This is a genomic window from Paraburkholderia phytofirmans PsJN (genome assembly GCF_000020125.1).
Classification (GTDB): Bacteria; Pseudomonadota; Gammaproteobacteria; order Burkholderiales; family Burkholderiaceae; genus Paraburkholderia; species Paraburkholderia phytofirmans.
On the sequence record NC_010676.1, the window covers coordinates 2,429,138 to 2,449,706 of the forward strand.

18 protein-coding genes and 1 pseudogene are annotated in these 20,569 nt (G+C 60.8%); 7 read left to right on the forward strand and 12 right to left on the reverse strand.

The annotated features are described in order from the left end of the window. The gene (locus BPHYT_RS30630; RefSeq protein ID WP_012428014.1) at window positions 1-804 is read right to left on the reverse strand and encodes a helix-turn-helix transcriptional regulator; all 804 of its coding nucleotides are present in this window, start codon (window positions 802-804) and stop codon (window positions 1-3) included. A 156-nt stretch (window positions 805-960) separates the two neighbouring features. Between BPHYT_RS30630 and BPHYT_RS30635 the strand changes: the two genes are divergently transcribed. From BPHYT_RS30635 to BPHYT_RS30645, 3 genes are read left to right on the forward strand one after another with little or no spacing between them, the layout of a single operon-like run. After that, window positions 961-2,088 carry a DmpA family aminopeptidase gene (locus tag BPHYT_RS30635; protein WP_012428015.1) on the forward strand — a complete coding sequence of 376 codons (1,128 nt, stop codon included), beginning with the start codon at window positions 961-963 and terminating at the stop codon, window positions 2,086-2,088. A 48-nt stretch (window positions 2,089-2,136) separates the two neighbouring features. After that, window positions 2,137-3,246: a polyamine ABC transporter substrate-binding protein gene (locus tag BPHYT_RS30640; RefSeq protein WP_012428016.1), complete on the forward strand. Its 1,110-nt coding sequence runs from the start codon at window positions 2,137-2,139 to the stop codon at window positions 3,244-3,246. 6 nt (window positions 3,247-3,252) lie between these two features. Next, a complete protein-coding gene (locus tag BPHYT_RS30645) occupies window positions 3,253-4,005 on the forward strand; it encodes a hypothetical protein (RefSeq protein WP_012428017.1) in 753 nt (250 codons plus the stop codon). A 177-nt stretch (window positions 4,006-4,182) separates the two neighbouring features. On the opposite strand, the gene BPHYT_RS36775 is transcribed toward BPHYT_RS30645, so the two are convergent. From BPHYT_RS36775 to BPHYT_RS30660, 3 genes are all read right to left on the reverse strand, one after another. Then, entirely contained in the window at window positions 4,183-5,661 is a 1,479-nt protein-coding gene (locus BPHYT_RS36775; protein WP_012428018.1) for an MEDS domain-containing protein, read from the reverse strand. 318 nt (window positions 5,662-5,979) lie between these two features. After that, entirely contained in the window at window positions 5,980-6,849 is an 870-nt protein-coding gene (locus BPHYT_RS30655) for a class I SAM-dependent methyltransferase (RefSeq protein ID WP_012428019.1), read from the reverse strand. A 294-nt stretch (window positions 6,850-7,143) separates the two neighbouring features. Continuing rightward, window positions 7,144-7,584, reverse strand: a complete 441-nt coding sequence (locus tag BPHYT_RS30660) for an ester cyclase (protein WP_012428021.1) — start codon at window positions 7,582-7,584, stop codon at window positions 7,144-7,146. Window positions 7,585-7,989: 405 nt separating this feature from the next. On the opposite strand from BPHYT_RS30660, the gene BPHYT_RS30665 reads away from it, so the two are divergent. Both BPHYT_RS30665 and BPHYT_RS30670 read left to right on the forward strand, forming a co-directional pair. Continuing rightward, the gene (locus tag BPHYT_RS30665; protein WP_041759277.1) at window positions 7,990-9,045 is read left to right on the forward strand and encodes a Dyp-type peroxidase; all 1,056 of its coding nucleotides are present in this window, start codon (window positions 7,990-7,992) and stop codon (window positions 9,043-9,045) included. Beyond that, a pseudogene (locus BPHYT_RS30670) lies at window positions 9,038-9,840 on the forward strand (family 1 encapsulin nanocompartment shell protein). Before BPHYT_RS30665 ends, BPHYT_RS30670 begins: the two are co-directional and overlap by 8 nt. 18 nt (window positions 9,841-9,858) lie before the next feature. Here BPHYT_RS30670 and BPHYT_RS30675 read toward each other — a convergent pair. Then, window positions 9,859-10,848 carry a LysR family transcriptional regulator gene (locus tag BPHYT_RS30675; protein ID WP_012428024.1) on the reverse strand — a complete coding sequence of 330 codons (990 nt, stop codon included), beginning with the start codon at window positions 10,846-10,848 and terminating at the stop codon, window positions 9,859-9,861. A 345-nt stretch (window positions 10,849-11,193) separates the two neighbouring features. On the opposite strand from BPHYT_RS30675, the gene BPHYT_RS30680 reads away from it, so the two are divergent. Continuing rightward, a complete protein-coding gene (locus BPHYT_RS30680; RefSeq protein WP_012428025.1) occupies window positions 11,194-12,621 on the forward strand; it encodes an aminotransferase-like domain-containing protein in 1,428 nt (475 codons plus the stop codon). A gap of 41 nt (window positions 12,622-12,662) precedes the next feature. Here BPHYT_RS30680 and cydB read toward each other — a convergent pair whose 3' ends face one another. The 6 genes from cydB to BPHYT_RS30710 all read right to left on the reverse strand — a co-directional run bounded on the left by cydB (window position 12,663) and on the right by BPHYT_RS30710 (window position 19,314). Further along, entirely contained in the window at window positions 12,663-13,670 is a 1,008-nt protein-coding gene (gene cydB / locus BPHYT_RS30685) for a cytochrome d ubiquinol oxidase subunit II (protein ID WP_012428026.1), read from the reverse strand. Between the two features lie 4 nt (window positions 13,671-13,674). Then, a complete protein-coding gene (locus BPHYT_RS30690) occupies window positions 13,675-15,063 on the reverse strand; it encodes a cytochrome ubiquinol oxidase subunit I (protein ID WP_012428027.1) in 1,389 nt (462 codons plus the stop codon). A 213-nt stretch (window positions 15,064-15,276) separates the two neighbouring features. Next, window positions 15,277-18,069 (reverse strand): ATP-dependent Clp protease ATP-binding subunit, encoded by a 2,793-nt coding sequence (locus tag BPHYT_RS30695; RefSeq protein ID WP_012428028.1) that lies wholly within the window; start codon window positions 18,067-18,069, stop codon window positions 15,277-15,279. A 389-nt stretch (window positions 18,070-18,458) separates the two neighbouring features. Continuing rightward, on the reverse strand, window positions 18,459-18,839 hold the full coding sequence (locus tag BPHYT_RS30700) for a TraR/DksA family transcriptional regulator (protein ID WP_012428029.1): 381 nt from the start codon (window positions 18,837-18,839) through the stop codon (window positions 18,459-18,461). A gap of 62 nt (window positions 18,840-18,901) precedes the next feature. Next, window positions 18,902-19,099 carry a hypothetical protein gene (locus BPHYT_RS30705; protein ID WP_012428030.1) on the reverse strand — a complete coding sequence of 66 codons (198 nt, stop codon included), beginning with the start codon at window positions 19,097-19,099 and terminating at the stop codon, window positions 18,902-18,904. Between the two features lie 38 nt (window positions 19,100-19,137). Then, complete coding sequence (locus BPHYT_RS30710) at window positions 19,138-19,314, reverse strand: hypothetical protein (RefSeq protein ID WP_238535689.1); 177 nt, start codon at window positions 19,312-19,314, stop codon at window positions 19,138-19,140. A gap of 327 nt (window positions 19,315-19,641) precedes the next feature. On the opposite strand from BPHYT_RS30710, the gene BPHYT_RS30715 reads away from it, so the two are divergent. Next, window positions 19,642-19,959: a DUF6566 family protein gene (locus BPHYT_RS30715; RefSeq protein WP_012428032.1), complete on the forward strand. Its 318-nt coding sequence runs from the start codon at window positions 19,642-19,644 to the stop codon at window positions 19,957-19,959. Between the two features lie 79 nt (window positions 19,960-20,038). Here the strand turns inward: BPHYT_RS30715 and BPHYT_RS30720 are convergent, their stop codons facing one another. Further along, on the reverse strand, window positions 20,039-20,428 hold the full coding sequence (locus BPHYT_RS30720) for a host attachment protein (RefSeq protein WP_238535690.1): 390 nt from the start codon (window positions 20,426-20,428) through the stop codon (window positions 20,039-20,041). Window positions 20,429-20,569: the final 141 nt, after the last annotated feature.

Here is a 20,569-nt window from a genome sequence, read left to right on the forward strand (position 1 = left end):
TCAGCTCGCCTCTGAGTCCTCGTCCATGATGAGCAGAAAGAGCGTTGCCTGGGAGGAAATGTTCAGTTTCCTGTAGAGATTGCGCCGGTGAACCTTGGCCGTGGCAGGCGACACACCCAGCTCTCTCGCCATGTTCTTGGTCGAGTGACCGGCGAGAATCATCAGCGCGACTTCGATCTCGCGATGAGTCAGCGACGCATTGGATCGCTTGCGCAGTGCCTGTTCGAAGTGAAGGCGACGGTCGCCTCCCGCCGCCGAACTCGCCGGCGGCGGCAGTATGGCGGTCTGCGCCGAGAGCGCGTGGCACATCAGCGGAAGCAGCCATGCGCCGTAAAGACAGAGCGTGCCGACGTCGGCCGAACTGAAGCGCCGCTCACTGCCCAGCGACACCGACAGCGTTCCTCCCAAAGGCAGCGGCGCCAGTAACTGCACTTCGTCTTCGAGCACGTTCACCGAAAAATAGCGGCGAAAGTATTCGGTTTCGCGGAAATGATCGGGCGCGACTTCATCCAGACAATACACGCCTGGGCTGATCGCACCGAGGCTGAATTGATAGAACGGGTCCAGCAAATAGACGCTGTTCAGATAGCCCTTGAACAGGTCGTCGTGCGGTGTGCGCGTTTGTGTCTCCGCGATCAACTGAGGTTTTCCGTTCGGCCAAAAGATCATCGCCACCCAGTTGTCGAAGTGGACCACTTTGCGCAACAGATCGATCAGCGCATGCCAGAACTGTTTGTCGTCGAGTTTTTCGACCAGACGTCCGAGCCGCTGATGAAATGCAACGTCCGATACCTCAAGCGGCATGTCAGTGTCCCCCTCTACCCCTAAAAGGGTAGGTCGCTCCATCGTTCTAGCCCTTCGGCCTGATTTTCACCCGTTTGCGCCGTCCCTACCATCTCAGTACCCCGCCGCATAGGCAGCGGCAAGGCTTGCCCGCAGCGGGCAACACAGGAGAAACGTATGGGTATCAGAGACATCGGTGTTCGAGTCGGCCACGGCACGCCTGGTCCATTCAACAGCATCACCGACGTGCAGGGCGTCAGAGTCGGTCATCGTACCCTGGTCGAAAACCGGGCAGAAGTCTCGATTCGAACCGGCGTGACGATCATCGAGCCGTGCCCCGGCATCGCGCGGTTCGATCCGTGTTATGCGGGCGTCCATGTGCTCAACGGAAACGGCGATGCCACCGGCCTGGAGTGGATACGCGAAGCCGGCTTGCTGACCACGCCCATCGCGTACACCAACACGCACAGCGTCGGCGTGGTTCGCGATGCGCTGGTTGCCGCCGAACGGGCGACGCTCGGTGAAAGCCAGTACTGGTGTATGCCGGTCGTGCTGGAAACCTTCGACGGGGTGCTGAACGATATCTGGGGGCAGCACGTCACCGCGTCGCATGTTCACGAGGCACTGGCCGCGGCCCGCAGCGGACCTGTCGAGGAAGGCTCGGTTGGCGGCGGCACCGGCATGATTTGCCACGAGTTCAAAGGCGGCATCGGCACCGCCTCGCGACGCCTCGCGACGAGGGACGGCGGCTGGACCGTGGGCGCGCTGGTCCAAGCCAACTACGGCCGGCGCGACGCGTTGCGCGTGGCCGGCTATCCGGTTGGCGACGTGCTGCGCGATCTGCCTTCGCCATTCGACAAGCGTCAGACGGGCGTCCCCGGAATGGGATCGATCGTGGTGACGCTCGCGACCGACGCGCCGCTTCTTCCCCATCAGTGCGAGCAGGTCGCGCGACGTGCAAGCATTGGATTGGCTCGCGTGGGCGGCGGCACGGAATATTCGAGCGGCGACATTTTCATCGCGTTCTCGGTCGGCAATCACGGCATACCGCCGGCGGACTACGGCAAAGCGATCGAGCCGGTGATCAGCGTGCGCAGCGTCACTCACGATTTTATTTCTCCGCTATTCGTCGCGGCCGCGGATGCCGTCGAAGAAGCGATTCTCAACGCACTTGTCGCTGCTGAAGATACGAGCGGACAGCGCGTGCATGTCCCCGCGCTGAGCACGGCCCGTCTGCTGAAAGCACTGGAGCAGGTTGGCTGGCGCCGCCCAGCGGATCGAGCCGAACGCCCGTTCACAGACTGACTCTTCTCCTCCTCGCATGCGCTCATTCATTCAAACTGGAAGACCACTATGACACCCCGCCATCTCATCAGCATAGCCATTGGAATCCTCGCAGCATCGGGGATGCTGGCGGCGACTACTCATCCTGCCAATGCCGAAGAACTGAATGTCTACAACTGGTCGGACAATATCGCCGAGGACACCGTGTCGGGCTTTCAGAAAGAAACCGGCATTCACACGCGATACGACGTGTATGACGGCGACGACACCTTGCAGGCAAAGTTGCTGAGCGGTTCCTCAGGCTATGATGTGGTGGTGCCGTCGTCCGCCTATGCCGCCAGGCAGATCGAAGCGGGGGTCTATCGCAAGCTCGACAAGAGCAAGATTCCAAATCTGGCCAATCTGGATCCGGTGCTCATGAAGATGCTGGCATCCGCCGATCCCGGCAATCAGTACACGGTGCCCTGGTCATGGGGAACGGACGGCATCGGCTACAACGTCACGAAGGTCACGCAAATACTAGGCAAGGACGCGCCCTACGATAGCTGGGATCTGCTGTTCGATCCGCAATACGTGTCCAAACTGAAAACCTGCGGCGTTTCCGTGCTCGACTCTCCAGAAGATGCTTTCTCGGTCGGCTTGATCTACCTGCACAAGGATCCCAATAGCACTAACCCCGCCGACTATCAGGCCGTGTACAAGCTGTTCAAAACGATCCGATCGTACATCACCCAGTTCAATTCATCCGGCTACATCAACGACCTCGCCAATAACGATGTCTGCCTCGCGCTAGCATGGTCCGGCGACGCCGGTATCGCAAAGCGGCGCGCAGAGGAGGCACACCGCGCCTATGAGATTCGCTACGTCATTCCCAAAGGCGACGGCGTGCTGTGGTTCGATCTGATGGGCGTGCCGAAAGATGCGCCTCATCCCGAAGCCGCAATGCAGTGGATCAACTACATTCTTCAACCGAAGGTCAGCGCGGCGATCACCAATCAGGTTTACTACCCGAACGCCAATGCCGCCGCGCGTGCTTATGTGAAACCGGCCATCCTCGATAATGAAGCGGTCTATCCTCGCGGCGAGAAGATGAAATCGCTCACGCTGTCACTGCCTTTGCCGGCCGAAATCCTTCGCCTTCAAAACAGGCTGTGGACGCAACTCAAAGCTGGGCGGTAACTTACAATGCTGTGGATGAGCCCTTCTTCTACAGCATCGATGCGAGACGTACTGACTTCCTATTTCTGGAGTGGCGATGCCATTCGGAGTCGGAGCGTGAGTGACATCGTGCTGTCGGGCACGCTCGACGTGCCTGCGCCTCCTGCTCGCGTGCTTGCGGATTGGGACAGGGAGACGTCGTCGCGCATGGTCCTCGAACCTGGCGACGTCGAGGTCATGCCGTTGGCGCGAACGCAGGTACGCTGGCCGGACTACCCGCACTGCGTGCGGGCAATGTCCGAGTGGACGGGCACGCTCGGACTGCCAGACGTGCTTGCCGCCAGCGACCTTGCGCTGATGGCCTGCCGCGGCGCGAGGTATCACCATGACGGCGCGCAATATGGCGGTGCGGCCTTCTGCAATCTGTTCCTCAGCGAAGACAAGGGGCTGGATGTTCATTTCCCCGGCACAGGTCATCGCATTCCTTTGACTCGCGGAACGGCGCTGATATTCGACACTGGCCAGCCTCATGGTGTTATCCGGCGCGGCAGCAGTGGTTTCAATACAGCCGACTTCGCGCCGGATCAGGATTGCACGCAAATATTCCTGACGTGGGAGCTTCCCATCGAAGACCTTCATGTTGCGCGTGCGCTTAACGTTGTCTTCGACATCGGCATAGCCACTTCGAGCCCGTTGCAAACGGATGAAGAGCAAGTCTGCGTGAATGGGGAACCGGCTATCGTGTGCACGGAATCTGGCCGTTGGTGCAAGGTTGAATGATCGTTGGGTTTGCAGCGAGTTGTCGCGGTAAGCTTTGCCTCGCGCACGCAACGTGCCTCAAGATTGCCACACGCCCGCGAGCAAGCTGACCTACGTCGCTCGCACGACCTGACGAGACATTCAACCATCGCGTTCGAATCAACGGCCATTCTCCCGCCATCGAGTTAGCGTGTCTCGCTATGCGGCAATACCTTGCGTGACGGGTGCCGCGCAAACCGCCTCGCGCTCTTGTACGTCGGATGCAATGGTCGTGATTGGCGTAGCCATCTTCGCCAGCGGTAGGCGCACCACGAAATTCGAGCCGCAGCCCAGTCCCCCGGAAAACGCCTCAACGGTGCCACCATGGCTCGCGACGATATCGCGTACCACCGCCAACCCGAGTCCATGCCCACTCGTGCCCAATGCGCGACCCACAAGCCCGCGCGCGTAGGGCTTGAAGATGGTCGCAAGCTCGCCCGGCGCGATGCCGATGCCTTCGTCGCTCACGCTGATATAGCAGTAACGCCCGGCGCGTGACGCCGTTACCTTGATCGCGTCCGCAGCAGCCGAATATTTGAGCGCGTTGACCAGAAGATTGACGAACACCTGGGTCAGCTTGCCGAAGTCGCCGTGCACCGGCAACGGCGCGTCGCTTACCGTCAGTTGAATCGGCGCGTGATCTGGCGCGCCCGCTTCGGCTACCTGCACACAATGCGCGAGCAGATCGCCAATATCGACCGATGCGGGGTTTTCAACCGTTCTCTCGCGCGACACACATGCCGGCGCGTCCGGCGCCGTATGAGCGGAACCAGCGAAACCGTCGAACCCGGCATCGTCCGGCGCCATCAATTGCTGGGCCAATTGGCCGAGCAGGTTTGCCTGCCGCGAGAGCAGAAGCGCATAGCGCGTCAACTGTTCATCATTGCCGTACTGCGTGTTCAACAAACGCGCAAGCAGGCCGAGCGGCGTGATTGCATTGCGGATTTCGTGGCCTATTGTTGCACCGATCGAGGCTTGTTTCGTTTCATCGCTACGCTCGGCAATAGCGGCGACGTTCTCCGAACGTTGCACACTCTGCCCGCTAACGTGCCCGCGCGAATGCCCGGAAGTCTCGACGCGCGGCGCTTCGATCTTCGCATCGTGCAGGCGCTCGATGTCCCGCGCTTGCGCAGTGCGAAGCTTCTGCACGCAGTACGTGCACAAACCGATGATCGGCCGCGCAGCAAGCTTTTCCTTCAGCGAGGCCTCGTAGTCGAGCAGCGCAACCCAGTCGGTGGTTTCGTTGCAAACGGCATCGCCGGCCACTCGCAATCCTTCGAAGCCTCGCCCCAGCGCTTCGTTGATCGCCGTCGACCACAAGCCCACGGTGGCGCCACCGTTGAAGCCCGTTTTGGGCGAGGCGTAAATCTGCGCGCCGTCGAGAATCTGCAATTGGCCTGCATCGATATATTCCGCGAGTGCGGGCGCGGTTCGCGTGAGCATATAGCGGGCTTTGTCGGGTCCCAGCAGCGCGGGCGCGACCCACACGGCCGCTTCGCGATTGGCGAGTCCGGCATGCAGAAAGTCCGCGGTGACGCTGAGCAATTCGCTACGCGATTCGTAGAAGTGACACAGATGAGAGCCCCAGGAGAGGGCGCCAAGCGCTGGAAAACCGCTGTTACGAGGTCCGGTGGTCATCGTTTCCCTGAAAGTGCGTGGGTCAAGAACCACAGTCGCGCCAGGGTTTAACGATGTCCCGCGCGCTCGAATATAAATGTCACGGCACCTGCCGCGTCGATCCGCCGATCCTGTTGAAGGACTGGAAGCGGATCCACCGCATTGGTGCTCGATATTTGGGATTCAGCCAGGATTTAAAAGTACGCGAGGGTCGGTTTTGACAGAATAGATACTTTCCCCAGGCATGTTTTTTGGCACGAATGAGTGCTTGGTCACATGCCTGTCAATCGCGTTTGGTATATGACTTCAACACGGCGACTTCGAGACGGGTAAATGCGCTCACTGCGCCGAAGTACTCGCCACAAGCAGTTCCTCCGCATTGTTCGGCGGACGCAAACCGTCGGTTCTGCCCGCGAAATAGCGCTGCGTCAGATCGGCCGCCGACACATGCTGCGCTTCGCCAAAGCCGGCTTCATAAGCCAGCGCCAGCATCTCCGGCGGAGTGAAGAAGCTGATAAAAGGTGTCCCGCTTGCTCGCGCGCCCTTCTCCGCCATCTCGAGCCCCGGACGTACCTCGGGGTCCGCCAGCTGCAGCGGGAGCAGGAAGGTCATGGCGAGCGTCGATCCCGGCGCGAGCGCCGCGACCTCGCGCAGCGTGGCCATATTCGCGTCGCGCGTGAGGTACATGCTGACGCCCGTGGAGACCAAGACCGCCGGCTTGCTGGCATCGAAGCCGGCAGCCATCAACTCGTCCCGCCAGTTCCGGCCCGCCTCGAAATCGACCGGCACGAAGCGCAGCCAGTCCGGCATGCCAAAGCCGAGTTCGATCAGGCGCTGGCGCTTCCATGCCTGAGGACCCGGCGGATCGATCTCGAACACCTTGAGGCGGGACGCGATCTCCGGCCTGCGCTGGGCGAAGCTGTCGAGCCCAGCGCCGAGGATGACGTACTGACTCAACCCCCGCCCCGCCTGTTCCACGACCAGGTCTTCGATAAAGCGAGCCCGCGCCACGATCGAGGCGCGAAACGGACGCGTGAACTGCGGGTCCATGTCTCCGCGGTCACGCCATTCGTTGCCCGGAGCCAGCAGCTTGAGGCCGATGGCGTCTTCCAGCACATGCGGCGGCGGGTCGGCCTCGACATGCAGCGCGCGCCACAAGGCGACACGCGCAGCGGTGCTGTCAGGTGCTGCATCTCGCTTCTCGTTCATGACTCTCGATCCCGTTGTGTCTCTCTCGGCCTCTTTTCGCGATCGCACAGAAACACCTGCCGCGATCCTGTCGCCCACTACAAGTTATGATGGACAAGTGAGTATGACTAGCCGATGACGAGGGACAGCGTGTCACAGACAAGCCCTGATCGCAAGACGACGTTCAGCAAACGCCTCTTATGGTTCATTGGCTTATGGCTGCTCGGCGTAGCCGGGGCCGTGCTGCTCGCGCTGCCGTTTCGGCTTCTGATCGCCGCGGCAATGCATTATCAGCATTGATGCGTTCCTTCCGCTTCAAGGTCGTTCGAGTATTTTCGGCACCTGTCCGAGCTGTCGAAACAGCGATAGCCAGTCTTCGAGATGCCAGGTTATCTCGATCAGATTGCCACGCATCTGATGGAAAGAATGAATCGCGAATTTCACGTGCTTCGAACTCGCGTCGATGCCGAGTAGCTCCCCGGTTTGCGTGCCGCTGATCTCCGCGCGAACCCCAATCCGGTTGCCATGCACCAGCAAATCGAGAATTTCGACTTTCATGTCCGGCAGCGCGGTCGCAATGTCATGGAAGATCTGAACCATTTGACCCGGCCCGCGCGTGGCCCCGCGAGGCTCCGGAATGTACTGCCAGTCAGGGGTGACAACCTTCGCCAATAATTCGACGCTCTTCTGCTCGAATGCTCGATAGAACCCTTCAACCGCTTCTCGAGCCACTGCTTCGTCGGTACCTGAGGTCATGATCTGCTGCTCCTGAAGGTGCAAGTCGCCATGTTAGACCGAATCATCCCGGGCGGCTCCAAGCATTCATTGTCAGTTCGCTATCCATTTGCAATGCGAACGAATGCCACTGTCTATTGGCCGACCCGCCACGCCACGACGCCTCCCGAAGGCGGCACCGAGTTCACATAAATTACCTGCTCGGTATAACATCTGTGGGCGTGATGGATGTCAACCATGTCACGCATGTTGCGCCCTTCCGGCGACAAGGCAAAGCGCTACGCATGCCCGGGCTGGCCGCAACAGCGAACCTGCTTCAATCATTCAAACGAAACTCGCGCCCGCCTCCCGCATGAAGCGCGTAGGCGGAACGACATGGGTTCTACTGCCGTCGGAATCCGTAACGGTCTCTCAACACTCAAACCGATGCCCAACGAAACCCCGGAACCGCAAGCAATTTGTAATGACGTATCCCGCAGCGCGATCTTCATTGTCGCGACCATCGCGAACGACCGCGATCAGGAGGCCAAGGTACGCGAATGGTGCGGCGACATTGCCGCCCTTGTGCGCGCGGTCGGCAAGCGTGTGCCTGCCGGCAATCTGTCGTGCGTCTGCTCGTTCGGCTCCGACGCGTGGGACAGGCTGTTCGGCGCGCCGCGGCCCGCCCTTCTGCATCCGTTCCGCGACATCGGCGAAGGCGAGCGTCGCGCGTTGGGGACACCAGGCGATTTCCTGCTACACATTCGCGCCGAACACATGGATCTCTGTTTCGAGCTTGCCACGCAGTTGCTGGGCGCGCTCGGCGACGCGGTCACCGTGGTCGATGAAGTTCACGGGTTTCGCTACTTCGATATGCGCGACATGGTGGGCTTCGTCGACGGCACCGAGAACCCGACCGGGCGCGCCGCCGACGAATACACGCTCATCACCGAAGACCCCGGGTTCGAGGGCGGCAGCTATGTCCTCGTGCAAAAGTACTTGCACGACATGGACGGTTGGAATGCGCTTTCCGTCGAGACACAGGAGCGCATTATCGGTCGCAAGAAATTATCCGACGTCGAACTCGACGCGGCGATTAAACCGTCGTCGTCGCACAGCTCGCTGACCACGATCACCGAAAACGGCAAGGAAGTGAAGATCTTGCGCGACAACATGCCGTTCGGCCGCCTGGGCGCGGCCGAATTCGGCACCTACTTTATCGGCTATGCGCGTTCGCCCGCGCCGATCGAGCAGATGCTGGAGAACATGTTCATCGGGCGCCCGCCGGGCAACTACGACCGGCTGCTCGACTACAGCCGCGCCGTCACGGGCGGCCTGTTCTTCGTGCCGTCGGCCACCTTGCTCGAGGAACTCGCGGACCGCGATCCGCCGAGCGTCACGGCCGCCATCGAAACTCATTCCGAACCGTCTTCGCCCGCCGAGCCGCGCCACGACGGCTCGCTGAATATTGGCTCTCTCAAGGGAATCTCCCAACATGAATAATCTGCATCGCGAGCTCGCCCCAATTCCAGCGCCGCCTGGTCGCAGATCGAAAACGAAGTGGCGCGCACCTTCAAACGCAGCGTAGCCGGCCGTCGCGTGGTCGACGTCGAGGGTCCGGGCGGAACGGAGTTGTCCGGCGTCGGCACGGGGCATCAGACCGCGATTGCCGCGCCTCAACAAGGCGTCGTGGCCAGGCTCGCGGAGGTCAAGCGCCTGGTCGAGTTCACCGTGCCGTTCGAATTGCAGCGCGAGGCGATCGACAGCGTGCTGCGCGGCGCGAACGACGCCGACTGGCAGCCCGCCAAAGATGCAGCGAAAGAGCTCGCCTATGCCGAAGATCGCGCGATCTTCGACGGCTATCAGGCAGCGGGGATCGGCGGGATTCGCGAAGGCTCGTCGAATGCGCCGCTCGCGCTGCCCGCCGACATCGGCGATTATCCGCACGCAATCGGCAATGCGCTGGAAGAGCTACGGCTCGCCGGCGTGGACGGTCCTTATTCCGTGCTGCTCGGCGCCGACGCCTACACGGCGCTCAGCGAGGCACGCGACCAGGGTTATCCGGTGATCGAGCACATCAAGCGGATCGTGAACGGCGACATCATCTGGGCACCCGCGCTGACCGGCGGCAGCGTGCTCTCCACGCGAGGCGGCGACTTCGAGTTACACCTCGGCGAAGACCTGTCGATCGGCTATCTCAGCCACACCGACTCAGTAGTGCGCCTCTATTTGCGCGAGACGCTGACATTCCTGATGTTGACGAGCGAAGCCTCGGTGTCGTTGACGCTCGCTGAATAAGCGCGGGTCGTTGCGGGCTCAGGCACGCAACGACTGCTGCGGCAGCGCGGAGTCGACGTCCTCAGCCAGCACTTCGAGGCCGCGGGCCATTTTTCCGCATTCGACGTGCACTCTCTCGAGCATTGCCGGCGTGCACTGCTTCAACATCGTCACGATCAGGCGTACCCGCGGCGGCATGGGACGTTGCGCCTGAATCAGTATATTGACGTCGAAGGGCAGCGCCTCGAATTGCGGCAACAACCGAACCAACCGGCCGTCCGCGAACGCTTCGACGCACGCCGGCTCTTCCAGCACGCCAATGCCCGCACCCGCCACGATCATTTCATACATGGGCCGCCAATGACTGGTCTTCACGGCGGTACGGATGGGGGCGCTCTCGACGACGCTCGCCTGGTGCCTGAGAGGCAACTGGTCCGTGCCGAACGTACCCTGCATCCGAATGAACGGATGGTTGATCAGATCGGACGGCTCGTCGATCGACCCGTGCCGGCTCAGGTAGCCCGGCGCCGCAACGAGCACGCGCCCGACCTGCCCGAGTTGACGGGCGATGAACGCTCCCTCTCCGAGTTGCCCGAGACGAAAGGAAACGTCCACGCCTTCCGTCACGAGATCGACGATCCGGTCGTTCAGCACCAGTTCCAGATCGAGTTGCGGATAGGCCGCGCGTACGAGCGTCAACGCCTGCGGTACGACCGTCTCGCCGAAGCAGTGAGGCGCCGCGATGCGGACCGTGCCTCTGAGCGCCTGTTCGTCGTTCGACACATCGGCAATGGTCTGCTCGACGGCGCTCAGAATCCTCTTGCTACGCTCATAGAAGGTCACGCCTTCGGGCGTGCACTTGAACGCGCGTGCGCTACGCAGCAAAAGCCGGCAACCCAGGTACTTCTCGAGCCGCTCGATGCGTTCGCTCGCGGCGGGCTGCCCGATATTCAGATCCCTGGCCGCGCTGGAAATGCTCTCGCGCTCCACCACTCTCACGTAAATGCGCATGGCTTCGAGCAGATTCATGATCCCCCTCCCCCTTTTGCGACGGTCCTGCGTGATTCAAGCGACGAAGTGTCGGGGGGCTGATGGCATGCGTGACTATTTCCCTTCGGATTTGCGTCTTTCATTTTTCGGCTCCAGTCTTTACATATCGACAGGCCCTCGTATCAGGACCCGCGAACACGCGTTCGATGGAGAACAGAGTAAGGCTGGGCGGTCAGTCGCAGAGTGCACAAATCGGCCCGGCTTGCATCAGTACAGTTCTGCTACGATCTGCGCACCGGGCGGCGGCACGTCTTCGAAAGCGCGTGCACTGCAGCGAAGCAGCCGGTATAACCCGCCGCTGATAAACGCCAGGAAAATCGTCCGATGAATCTCTATGAGAAGCTTGCAGACGACATCGAAAAGCTGATCCGGCAAGGCGTGTACGGCCACGGCGAACGCCTGCCATCAGTGCGGCAAACCAGCCAGCAGCATCGGATCAGCGTCACCACGGTCATTCGCGCCTACTTGTTGCTCGAAAGCCGGGGCTTGCTCACCAGCAGGCCGCAGTCCGGCTATTTCGTCAATTTTCGCGGCGACGAAGGCGTGCGGAAGTCGCTCGAACTGCGGCCATCTAAACCGATCCCGATTTCGTCGCCAGTCGATGTCAGCCGGCTAGTGCTTTCCACGCTGCGCTCGATCGGTGTCGACGATGCGGTGCCGCTCGGCTCGCCCTACCCTGACGCGAGCCTGTTTCCTTTCGAGAAGCTCAACCGCTACGCTTACGACGCGGGACGAGACAAGACACGCTGGGGCGTGACCGATGCGCTGCCGCCTGGCACGGCGAGACTGGTGCGCCAGATTGCGCGCCGCTACCTCGAGAACGGCATGGCGGTCGATCCGAATGAGATCGTCATCACGGTCGGCGCGACCGAGGCGATCAATCTGTGCCTGCAGGCCGTCGCGAAGCCAGGCGATACGATCGCCGTCGAGTCGCCCACGTTCTACGCGATGCTGCACGCGATCGAGCGGATGGGCATGAAGGCGATCGAGGTGTCCACGCATCCTGAACACGGCATCGACATCGAAGCGCTTGCCGCGATCGTGGAATCGCAGACGGTCACCGCCTGCATGATCATGCCGAACTTCCAGAATCCGCTCGGGTTTCTGATGCCCGACGAGCGCAAGCGCGAGCTGGTCGAATACCTGACGAAACGGGACATACCGGTCATCGAGAACGGTGTCTACAACGAGCTGCACTTCGACAGCACCTATCCGAGCACGTTGAAGTCCTACGACACGAAGGGACTGGTGCTTCACTGCGCGTCGTTCTCGAAGACGCTGACGGCAGCCTACCGCATCGGCTGGGCAATGCCGGGCCGCTATCGCGATCAGGTCGAGAAACTCAAGTTTCTGAACACGCTGACCACACCGACGATTCCGCAACTGGCGATCGCGGAATTCCTCGAACGGGATGGTTACGAGCATCATCTGCGACGGGTTCGGAAAACCTACGCGCAGCAGGCTAACCTGATGAAGGCGATCGTCTCGCGCTTCTTTCCCGAAGGCACGCGCATGTCCAACCCCGCGGGCGGCTACGTGCTGTGGATCGAGTTGCCGTCCAGGGTCGACGCGATGCGGCTCTACAAGCTCGCACTCGAGCAGGGCATCACCATCGGACCGGGCTACATGTTTTCGATCTCGGAGACGACCTTTCGAAACTTCATCCGCCTGAATTACAGCAGCCCCTGGTCGAGCGAAATCGAACAGGCCGTGATTACCGTGGGCAAGCTCGCCGCCCTGTGCGCCCGCTAGCGAGCTTCTGGCTATCCTCTTCGCGCGGAACATAGCCGCCCTCAGTGATAGCCGGCGTCCCCTTCCCGCACCTTGCCGCGGAACACGCGGTACTGCATGGCGTTGTAGACGAGGATGATCGGCAGCACGATCACCGTGCCGACCAGCGTGAACAGTTGGCTCGAATGACTCGACGAGGCTTCCCAGATCGTCAGCGAAGGCGGCACGATGTTCGGCCAGATGCTGATCAGCAAGCCGCTGTATCCGAGAAAGCACAGCGCAAGCGTGAGCAGGAACGGCATGGCTTCATGCTGCAGGCGAAGCGAACGAAAAATGCCCCACACACAGGCCAGAACAAGAATGGGCACCGGCATGAACCATCCGAGATAGCCGCTCCCGAACCAGCGATGCTCCACCGCCGGCAAGCCGATCACGGTCCAGAGACTCACCACGAAAATTATGCCCAGCAGCACGGCCAGCAACGGCCGCATCACCTCGCGCATCTTGCGCTGCAGTTCGCCTTCCGTCTTCAGGATCAGCCAGCCGCAGCCAAGCGTCGCATAGGTGAAGAGCACGCCGATCCCGCAGAACAGGCTGAACGGCGATAGCCAGTCGAACGGGCCGCCGGCAAAACGGTCGTCGACGATCTTGATGCCTTGCAGCAGCGATCCCAGCACGATGCCCTGGCAAAGGCCCGCGAGAGCCGACCCGGCAATGAAGGCGAGATCCCACGCATGCTGGGTCCGCGTGGCCTTCGCGCGCAATTCAAAGGCTGCGCCGCGGAAGATCAGCCCCACGACCATCAGGATCAGCGGCAGATAGTTCGCCGGCAGCAGCGTCGAATAGACCACCGGGAACGCGCCGTATAGGCCCGCGCCGCCGAGCACGAGGAACGTCTCGTTGCCGTCCCACACGGGGGCGATGGTATTGAGCATTACTTGCCGGTCGCCTTTCTCTTCAAAAAACGGAAACAGCAGGCCGATGCCGAGATCGAAGCCGTCCAGCATCACATAGATGAAAACGCCGAGTCCGATGATCGCAGCCCACACTACCGGAAGATCGATTTGCATGGCATCACTCCCGTTCCAGTGCGTCCAGCGGACGATTGCGCAACACCGGATGCTTGACGGACTGGCGGGCGTCGACATGCTCCTCGGGTCCGCGCTTCATCATCTTGAGCATGTAGTAGACCCCCATACCGAATACCAGGAAGTACACCAGCACAAAGATCAGCAATGAAACACCCGCTTGCTGGGCGCTGATCGGCGAGAGCGAGTCTTCAGTGCGCAGAACGCCGTAGACCGTCCAGGGCTGGCGGCCGACCTCCGTCGTGACCCACCCGGCCAATAGCGCGACGATTCCCGACGGGCCCATGCACAGCACGAAAACCTGATACCAGCGCGTCTCGTAGAGGCGGCCTTTCAGTCTGAGCAGCAGCCCGAGCAACGCGGTCAGCAGCATCAACATACCGAGGCCCGCCATGATCCGGAAGGTCCAGAAGATGATCGGCGAATACGGACGGTCTCTGGCGGGAAATGTCTTGAGCCCGCGGATTTCTCCGTCCCAGCTATGGGTCAGAATGAGGCTGCCTAGATGCGGAATTTGCAGCGTGTAGCGTGTCACTTCCGCCTTCATGTCGGGCAGACCGACCAGATTGAGCGCCGTGCCGCCTTTCTCGGTTTCCCACAGTCCCTCTATCGCCGCGATCTTGGCGGGCTGATATTCGCGGGTGTTCAGGCCGTGCGCATCGCCGACGAAAATCTGGATCGGCGTCAGCAAAAGCAGAATCCACAGCGCCATCGAAAAACTGCGCTTGATCGGGCCGTCGCGCCGGCCATGCAGCAGATGCCACGCCCCGCACGCGGCGACCATGAAGCCCGCGACGATGAACGCGGCGATCGTCATATGCGCGAGCCGGTACGGAAACGACGGGTTGAAAATCACTTTCAGCCAGTCGACCGGCACGATCCGGCCGTTCTCCATGGCGAATCCTTGCGGCGTCTGCATGAAGCTGTTCGACGCGAGAATCCAGAAGGTGGACATCAACGTGCCTGCCGCCACCATCAGCGTGGCGAAGAAGTGCGCGCGCGGACCCACGCGCTGCCAGCCGAACAGCATCACGCCGAGAAAGCCGGCCTCGAGAAAGAACGCCGTCAACACTTCATAAGTCAGCAGCGGCCCTGTGATGTTGCCGGCAACGGTGGAAAAGCCGCTCCAGTTGGTGCCGAACTCGTAGGCCATCACGACGCCCGACACCACGCCCATGCCGAAGCCGACCGCAAAGATCTTCGACCAGAACAGAAACATGTCCTTGTAGACCACGTCGCCGGTCAGCAGCCAACGCCACTCCAGCACGGCGAGGAAACTGGCCATTCCTATACTGATCGCGGGGAAAATAATGTGAAATGAAACAGTGAACGCAAACTGCAGCCTGGCGAGGTGGAAGGCATCGAAGATTTCCATGATTGATCGGCGGCTCCAGGTTGTACCGGTACGTGCGCAAAGATGAACGCCTCGCAAAGCTGAGAGACTTCACTCAGCCGGCGAACCGTGCGCCTCCCGTCTCTTTCTTTGTAGAAGAGTTCGAGAGGCAGCACCAGGTCCGCTTCCGGATAATACGCGCCACACCGCCGACACGCTCGCTGCGTGTCTTTGCCCGTTGCCCACAGCACGCCGTCAGGACCCGGCGCCCTCCGTGGACTCGGTGCTGCCGACTTCGTCGGACGACTTCTTCTTGGCCCGGCCATTGACGCGCTTCGCCTTGGGCGGCGGCGCCTCGTCGCGAACGAACTTCACTTCGCCGCTGTCCTTGTCGTAGCTGACCTCGACACTGTCGCCCGATTTCAGCTTACCGCCGAGAATCTCCTTGGCAAGCCGCGTTTCCAGTTCCTGGCGGATCTGCCGCTTCAGTTCGCGGGCACCGAACTCGGGCCGGTAGCCGGCGTCGGCAAGATGGTCGAGAATCGACTCGTCCATCTTGAGCGTGATGTCCTGGGCCGCCGCCGTGCGTATGACCCGTTCGAGCTGGATCTGCACGATCGAGCGGATATTCTCGCGAGAAAGCCCGTGGAAGACGATCACCTCGTCGATACGATTAAGGAATTCCGGGCGGAAGTGGCCCTTCAGCACATCCATCAGTTCTTCGCGAAGCTTCTTCTCCGGCAACTGGTCCGCCTCGAGCTTCTCGAGGTTATCCATGATGATGTGTGCGCCGAGATTGCTGGTCGCGATGATGATCGTGTTGCTGAAGTCCACCACGCGACCCTTGCCGTCGGTCAGCCGGCCGTCGTCGAATACCTGGAGCAGCACGTTGCTCACGTCCGCGTGGGCTTTCTCGATCTCGTCGAGCAGGATCACGCTGTACGGGCGCCGCCGGACGCGCTCGGTCAACTGGCCGCCCTCGTCATACCCGACATAGCCCGGAGGCGCGCCGATCAACCGCGCCACCGCGTGACGCTCCATATATTCCGACATGTCGATACGGATCACCGCCTGCTCATCGCCGAACACGGTTTCCGCCAGGGCCTTCGCGAGCTCGGTCTTGCCGACGCCGGTCGGTCCGAGAAACAGAAAGGTCGCGATAGGCCGGTTCGCCTGGCCAAGTCCGGCGCGCGACAGGCGCACGGCGTCGCTCACGGCAAGCACCGCGTCGTCCTGGCCAACCACGCGCTCGCGCAGTTTGTTCTCCATGTCCAGCAGTTTCTGACGCTCCTCCTGTGTCAGATCGGTGACCGGAATGCCGGTTTGGCGCGACACTACTTCGGCGATGGCCGCCACCGTCACTTCAAGCGTTTCCGAACCGGTCTTGCGCTGCCATGCCTCCATCTGCTCATCGAGTTTCGACTGCTTTTCGCCGATACGCTCCTCGAACTTCTTCGCCTCGTCGTAGCGCTTGCGCGAGGACGCATAGTCCTGCTCGCGCTTGAGCTGGGCGATTTCGGCTTCGAGTTCCTGGATGTCGGCCGGGCGCGAGGTGGCGCCGATGCGCACGCGCGCGGCAGCCTGGTCGATCAGGTCGATGGCTTTGTCGGGGAGAAAGCGCGATGTGATGTAACGGTCCGACATCTCCGCGGCGGCGACGAACGCATCGTCCGCAAAGGTCACCTGATGATGCGCTTCGAGCTTGTCGCGCAGACCGCGCAAGATGACGATGGTCTGCTCGACGGTCGGCTCGGGCACCAGCACCGGCTGAAAGCGCCGCTCGAGCGCTGCGTCTTTTTCGATGTACTTCTGGTATTCGTTGAGCGTCGTCGCGCCGATCAGGCTGAGTTCGCCACGGGCCAGCGCCGGTTTGAGCACGTTCGCGACGTCGAGGCCGCCTTCGCCGCCGCCCTGGCCTGCGCCCACGATCATGTGCAATTCGTCGATGAATAGAACCAGTTCGTCTTTCTTCGCCGTCACTTCGTCGATCAGCGTTTTTGCGCGTTCTTCGAACTCGCCGCGATACTTCGCACCCGCCACCATCGAATTGATATTGACCTCGACGAGCCGCTTGCCGCGCAGATTTTCGGGAACTTCGTCGTTGACGATACGCTGCGCCAGGCCTTCGACGATCGCGGTCTTGCCGACCCCCGGTTCGCCGATCAACACCGGATTGTTCTTCCTGCGCCGCGCGAGTACTTCAATCGTGCTTTCGATTTCCTGCGCACGACCCAGCACCGGGTCGAGCTTGCCCTGCCGCGCCAGAGCCGTGAGATCACGGCCGAACTTGTCGAGTGTGGGCGTGCCGGTCGGCGTGTCGACGCGGCCATCCTCGGCGCCTTTGCCGACTACCTTCACCACTTTCTGCCGCAGCGCTTCCGGTGTCACGCCGTACTTCTTCAGCAAGGTGCCCGCAATACTGTCCGGCACCGCCGCAAGCCCGATGAGCAGATGCTCGGGCCCGATGTAGGAATGACCCAGATCGCGCGATGCCTGGAACGCGCTCTGGATCACTTTCTTCATGCGCGGCGAGATGGTCATCTTGTCCATCGGCGTATCGGGGCTCGCGTTTCCCTTCTGCGCATGCTGGTCGATGTACCCTTTAATATCCTGCGGCGAGAGTTTGAGTTCCTTCAGCAGCGCGGTGCCGACATCGTTGTCCGCTAGTACGTACAGCAGATGTTCGGTGTCAAGTTCGTTTCGCTGGAGTTCGTGCGCTTTCTCTGCCGCGCGCTGCAACAATTCGAGCGTCTGCTCGCTGAAGGCGTCGGTGGCGTCGACCGATTCGCGCGGCAACTCCGCGGCCAATTCTTCTTCGTCATCATCTTCCGCGCCGGCGCCGGCGCCCGCGCCGCCAAGACCGCCGAAGAAGCGGGACAGACCGCCTCCTCCGAGCAGCGAGTCGAACGGGTTCGCCATGCTTTGGTGCCGCATTAATTGCCGATAGTCGTAATCGCAGATCGATAAAGTTTTCCGCTCGCCGTTCTGCACAACGGTCACACGGGCGACAGCGGGACGGGCGTTACAGATTTCGCAAAGGGCGGCCATCGTAGATTCACCTTTATGAGTTAAGGCATCCGACGTGTTAAAGGGTATGGAACGCGTTCAAATGAGGGGCGAATGCACGAAACCTGTCGCCGGCCTTTCGATAAGTGCTGCGCCGGGGACCGATGCTTCGCTGATCAGCGTTCAAATGCCGGCGTCTGCCAAACGGGTTGAGACGCGCGAGCGGCTTCCGGCAACCGGCATGCGCTCGCGTGTTCGCGCTACGCGCCTGATTGCCCACATGATTGGCATAACGAACCTAAAAAACCGCCCTTAAATTCTATGAGTGGATCGTTAGTAAGGGAACATTGGTTTTTCCGATGATAAGGATTGGCAGCCATGTCCAACGCTATCAGCTCCGGGAATGCGCGCCTCGCCGCGTGTGAATTCCCCTACTTGCCGGTCTCCCGGCGGCTCTGCTCCGCAACGGTCAGGATAGCCTCGGGCATGACCTCGAGCCGCTCTTTGGGGATCGGCTGGCCGCTTTCATCGGAGAGACCGTAGGTGCCTTCGTCGATTTTGCGCAGCGCACGCTGGATATCCGCGACGCGCTGGTCGTTCACGTCATGCAGCGACTGGTTAATCTCATTCTGTGCCATTCCCTGCGCCTCCTCCTCGTATTCCTTGGCCTCGTCGCCATGCTCCTCCTGAGCCGTTCTTTCGTTCGCGATCGTATCTTCCTCGCCGCCCAGCAGTTCCCGCAGCAGCGCCTCTAGACGCTTGCGCTGCTGCGCGATGAACTCGTCACTCAGATCACTCTGTTGCTCCGGCATGGTCTTCTCCCTCAGCTTGATTCGCTCAGCTTGCTTTGCTCTACTCGCCGTAGAGCGGGGCGTCACGCACCCAGTTCCTGAAATACGTGGCCGTTGGCCTCGAGTCCTTTCAGAAGATCGGGTGTCAGTTCGCTTTGCCAGACATGCCCCTCGAATTGCCAGTCGCTCTTGTCGGCTAGGTCGGGGAGGCCGGCGCCGTTGCGCACGTAGAGTCCGAGTGTCGGCTTCTTCAGATTAATGTAGAAATCGAATTCCTGCATTTTCACCACCTTATGCAAGTTGAGGTCTCGAAGACGCTTCAACTGTCGTCGACGTTGTCCGCGTAATGATCGACAGCAACCTTGCATTCGTCGATCACGACCTGAAGGAAAGCAGGATCGTTTCTTTCCACCCATCGCTCGACGTGAAGGAAACGCTGCGTGCCGAGATCGGCGGTGCGCTCAGCGTCCGAAGTCGTGACGTCGACCGTGACCATGCCCCGGTTCCCTTGCAGAGGTGAGATCGTTGCGGAAAACAGGAATCGTCGATACGGGAATTCTTGTGCCTCTTCTGCCATAAACCCTCCTCGCGGAAGACCAGTTGAGCCCGCGTTATCTTCATACGAGTGCGCGTCTTCGCGCGCCACGCGCCACGTGGAATTCTATGAGCAAGTCACGCCCCGGTGAACGCAGGTTTCTCCAATGCTAACTATCGGCGAAATACGGTCCGCGCGCGCCAGCCGGAGCAATTTTCTTTGTATCGGAATGCTGAGATTACGGCATGATGGCGCTTAGCAGCGACACTCAGGCTAAAGGAGAAAACGATGCCAGCATCCACTATTTTCTACGGCGAGTTCGAGATGGTCGTGCGCCCAGAGACCAATAAGTTCGGCGCCTGGGTCGCCAGCGTGAGCCTGAAAAATAGCGCAGGTAAAGTCGTCGATATTCGCCCGATGACCGTTCAACCCGAATGGCTGACCGAAGAAGAAGCGATCAGAGATGCGGTCGAATGGGGCCGCCGTTTCATCGATCGTGAGTTCGAGACGCCGCAACCGCACTCCTGGGTCAGCGCCCGGGCTCGCGCGGAGGACTGGTTCCGCGATGCGGAAGAAAAATCGCACGGCCCAGACATCAGTTCCTGAACGCTGCCAACCTGAACGCTGCAAAGCCGGCGCCTGCAAAACGCTTGCAGGCTCAGTGAAATTTTTCCGCAGCCGCTCTCTACTTCCGCAGACGCGCCTGGATTTCCTGTGTACTGAGCGGCAACAGATCTTCGCTGATCTGCTCGAATATCATTCGACGCGCTTCTTCGCTCAGATTCGAACGCACCATGCCGAGGAATTTCGACTCCATGGCAAGCCGCAGCCGATTGTAGAGTTGATGAAGCCGCCCTTCGTCCAGATAGGTGGCAACTCGCTTTGCAAATTTCTCGCGGTCTTTCTCGGTCAGGACCGTACCGGTGTATTCGTCGTTGACGAGAACTTCGACTTCCTGCAAGTCGAGCGTAAGCCCGGGCATCCGGAAAACACGCGCGCGACCACCGTCAGCCACGACAAGCCAGGTAACTTCGACCATCATGCACCTCTGAGCAGGAATTTTTAGCGCATACATGGCGCTCGCTCGCCGACGGTACCGACGACACTCACTCAAGATAGCAGTTCGAACCGGCTACGCCCAAGATCAATTCACCGATTCATCGCATCGGCGGGAGGTTCACCGCTCGCCCGGCTTCGCTACGAGTACTCGATGAAT

What these genes read in the sequence shown, in the direction of transcription:
- BPHYT_RS30630 (WP_012428014.1), bottom strand. Translation starts at nt 804, where the DNA reads ATGCCGCTTGAGGTATCGGACGTTGCATTTCATCAGCGGCTCGGACGT.
- BPHYT_RS30635 (WP_012428015.1), top strand. Translation starts at nt 961, where the DNA reads ATGGGTATCAGAGACATCGGTGTTCGAGTCGGCCACGGCACGCCTGGT.
- BPHYT_RS30640 (WP_012428016.1), top strand. Translation starts at nt 2,137, where the DNA reads ATGACACCCCGCCATCTCATCAGCATAGCCATTGGAATCCTCGCAGCA.
- BPHYT_RS30645 (WP_012428017.1), top strand. Translation starts at nt 3,253, where the DNA reads ATGCTGTGGATGAGCCCTTCTTCTACAGCATCGATGCGAGACGTACTG.
- BPHYT_RS36775 (WP_012428018.1), bottom strand. Translation starts at nt 5,661, where the DNA reads ATGACCACCGGACCTCGTAACAGCGGTTTTCCAGCGCTTGGCGCCCTC.
- BPHYT_RS30655 (WP_012428019.1), bottom strand. Translation starts at nt 6,849, where the DNA reads ATGAACGAGAAGCGAGATGCAGCACCTGACAGCACCGCTGCGCGTGTC.
- BPHYT_RS30660 (WP_012428021.1), bottom strand. Translation starts at nt 7,584, where the DNA reads ATGACCTCAGGTACCGACGAAGCAGTGGCTCGAGAAGCGGTTGAAGGG.
- BPHYT_RS30665 (WP_041759277.1), top strand. Translation starts at nt 7,990, where the DNA reads ATGCCCAACGAAACCCCGGAACCGCAAGCAATTTGTAATGACGTATCC.
- BPHYT_RS30675 (WP_012428024.1), bottom strand. Translation starts at nt 10,848, where the DNA reads ATGAATCTGCTCGAAGCCATGCGCATTTACGTGAGAGTGGTGGAGCGC.
- BPHYT_RS30680 (WP_012428025.1), top strand. Translation starts at nt 11,194, where the DNA reads ATGAATCTCTATGAGAAGCTTGCAGACGACATCGAAAAGCTGATCCGG.
- cydB (WP_012428026.1), bottom strand. Translation starts at nt 13,670, where the DNA reads ATGCAAATCGATCTTCCGGTAGTGTGGGCTGCGATCATCGGACTCGGC.
- BPHYT_RS30690 (WP_012428027.1), bottom strand. Translation starts at nt 15,063, where the DNA reads ATGGAAATCTTCGATGCCTTCCACCTCGCCAGGCTGCAGTTTGCGTTC.
- BPHYT_RS30695 (WP_012428028.1), bottom strand. Translation starts at nt 18,069, where the DNA reads ATGGCCGCCCTTTGCGAAATCTGTAACGCCCGTCCCGCTGTCGCCCGT.
- BPHYT_RS30700 (WP_012428029.1), bottom strand. Translation starts at nt 18,839, where the DNA reads ATGCCGGAGCAACAGAGTGATCTGAGTGACGAGTTCATCGCGCAGCAG.
- BPHYT_RS30705 (WP_012428030.1), bottom strand. Translation starts at nt 19,099, where the DNA reads ATGCAGGAATTCGATTTCTACATTAATCTGAAGAAGCCGACACTCGGA.
- BPHYT_RS30710 (WP_238535689.1), bottom strand. Translation starts at nt 19,314, where the DNA reads ATGGTCACGGTCGACGTCACGACTTCGGACGCTGAGCGCACCGCCGAT.
- BPHYT_RS30715 (WP_012428032.1), top strand. Translation starts at nt 19,642, where the DNA reads ATGCCAGCATCCACTATTTTCTACGGCGAGTTCGAGATGGTCGTGCGC.
- BPHYT_RS30720 (WP_238535690.1), bottom strand. Translation starts at nt 20,428, where the DNA reads ATGTATGCGCTAAAAATTCCTGCTCAGAGGTGCATGATGGTCGAAGTT.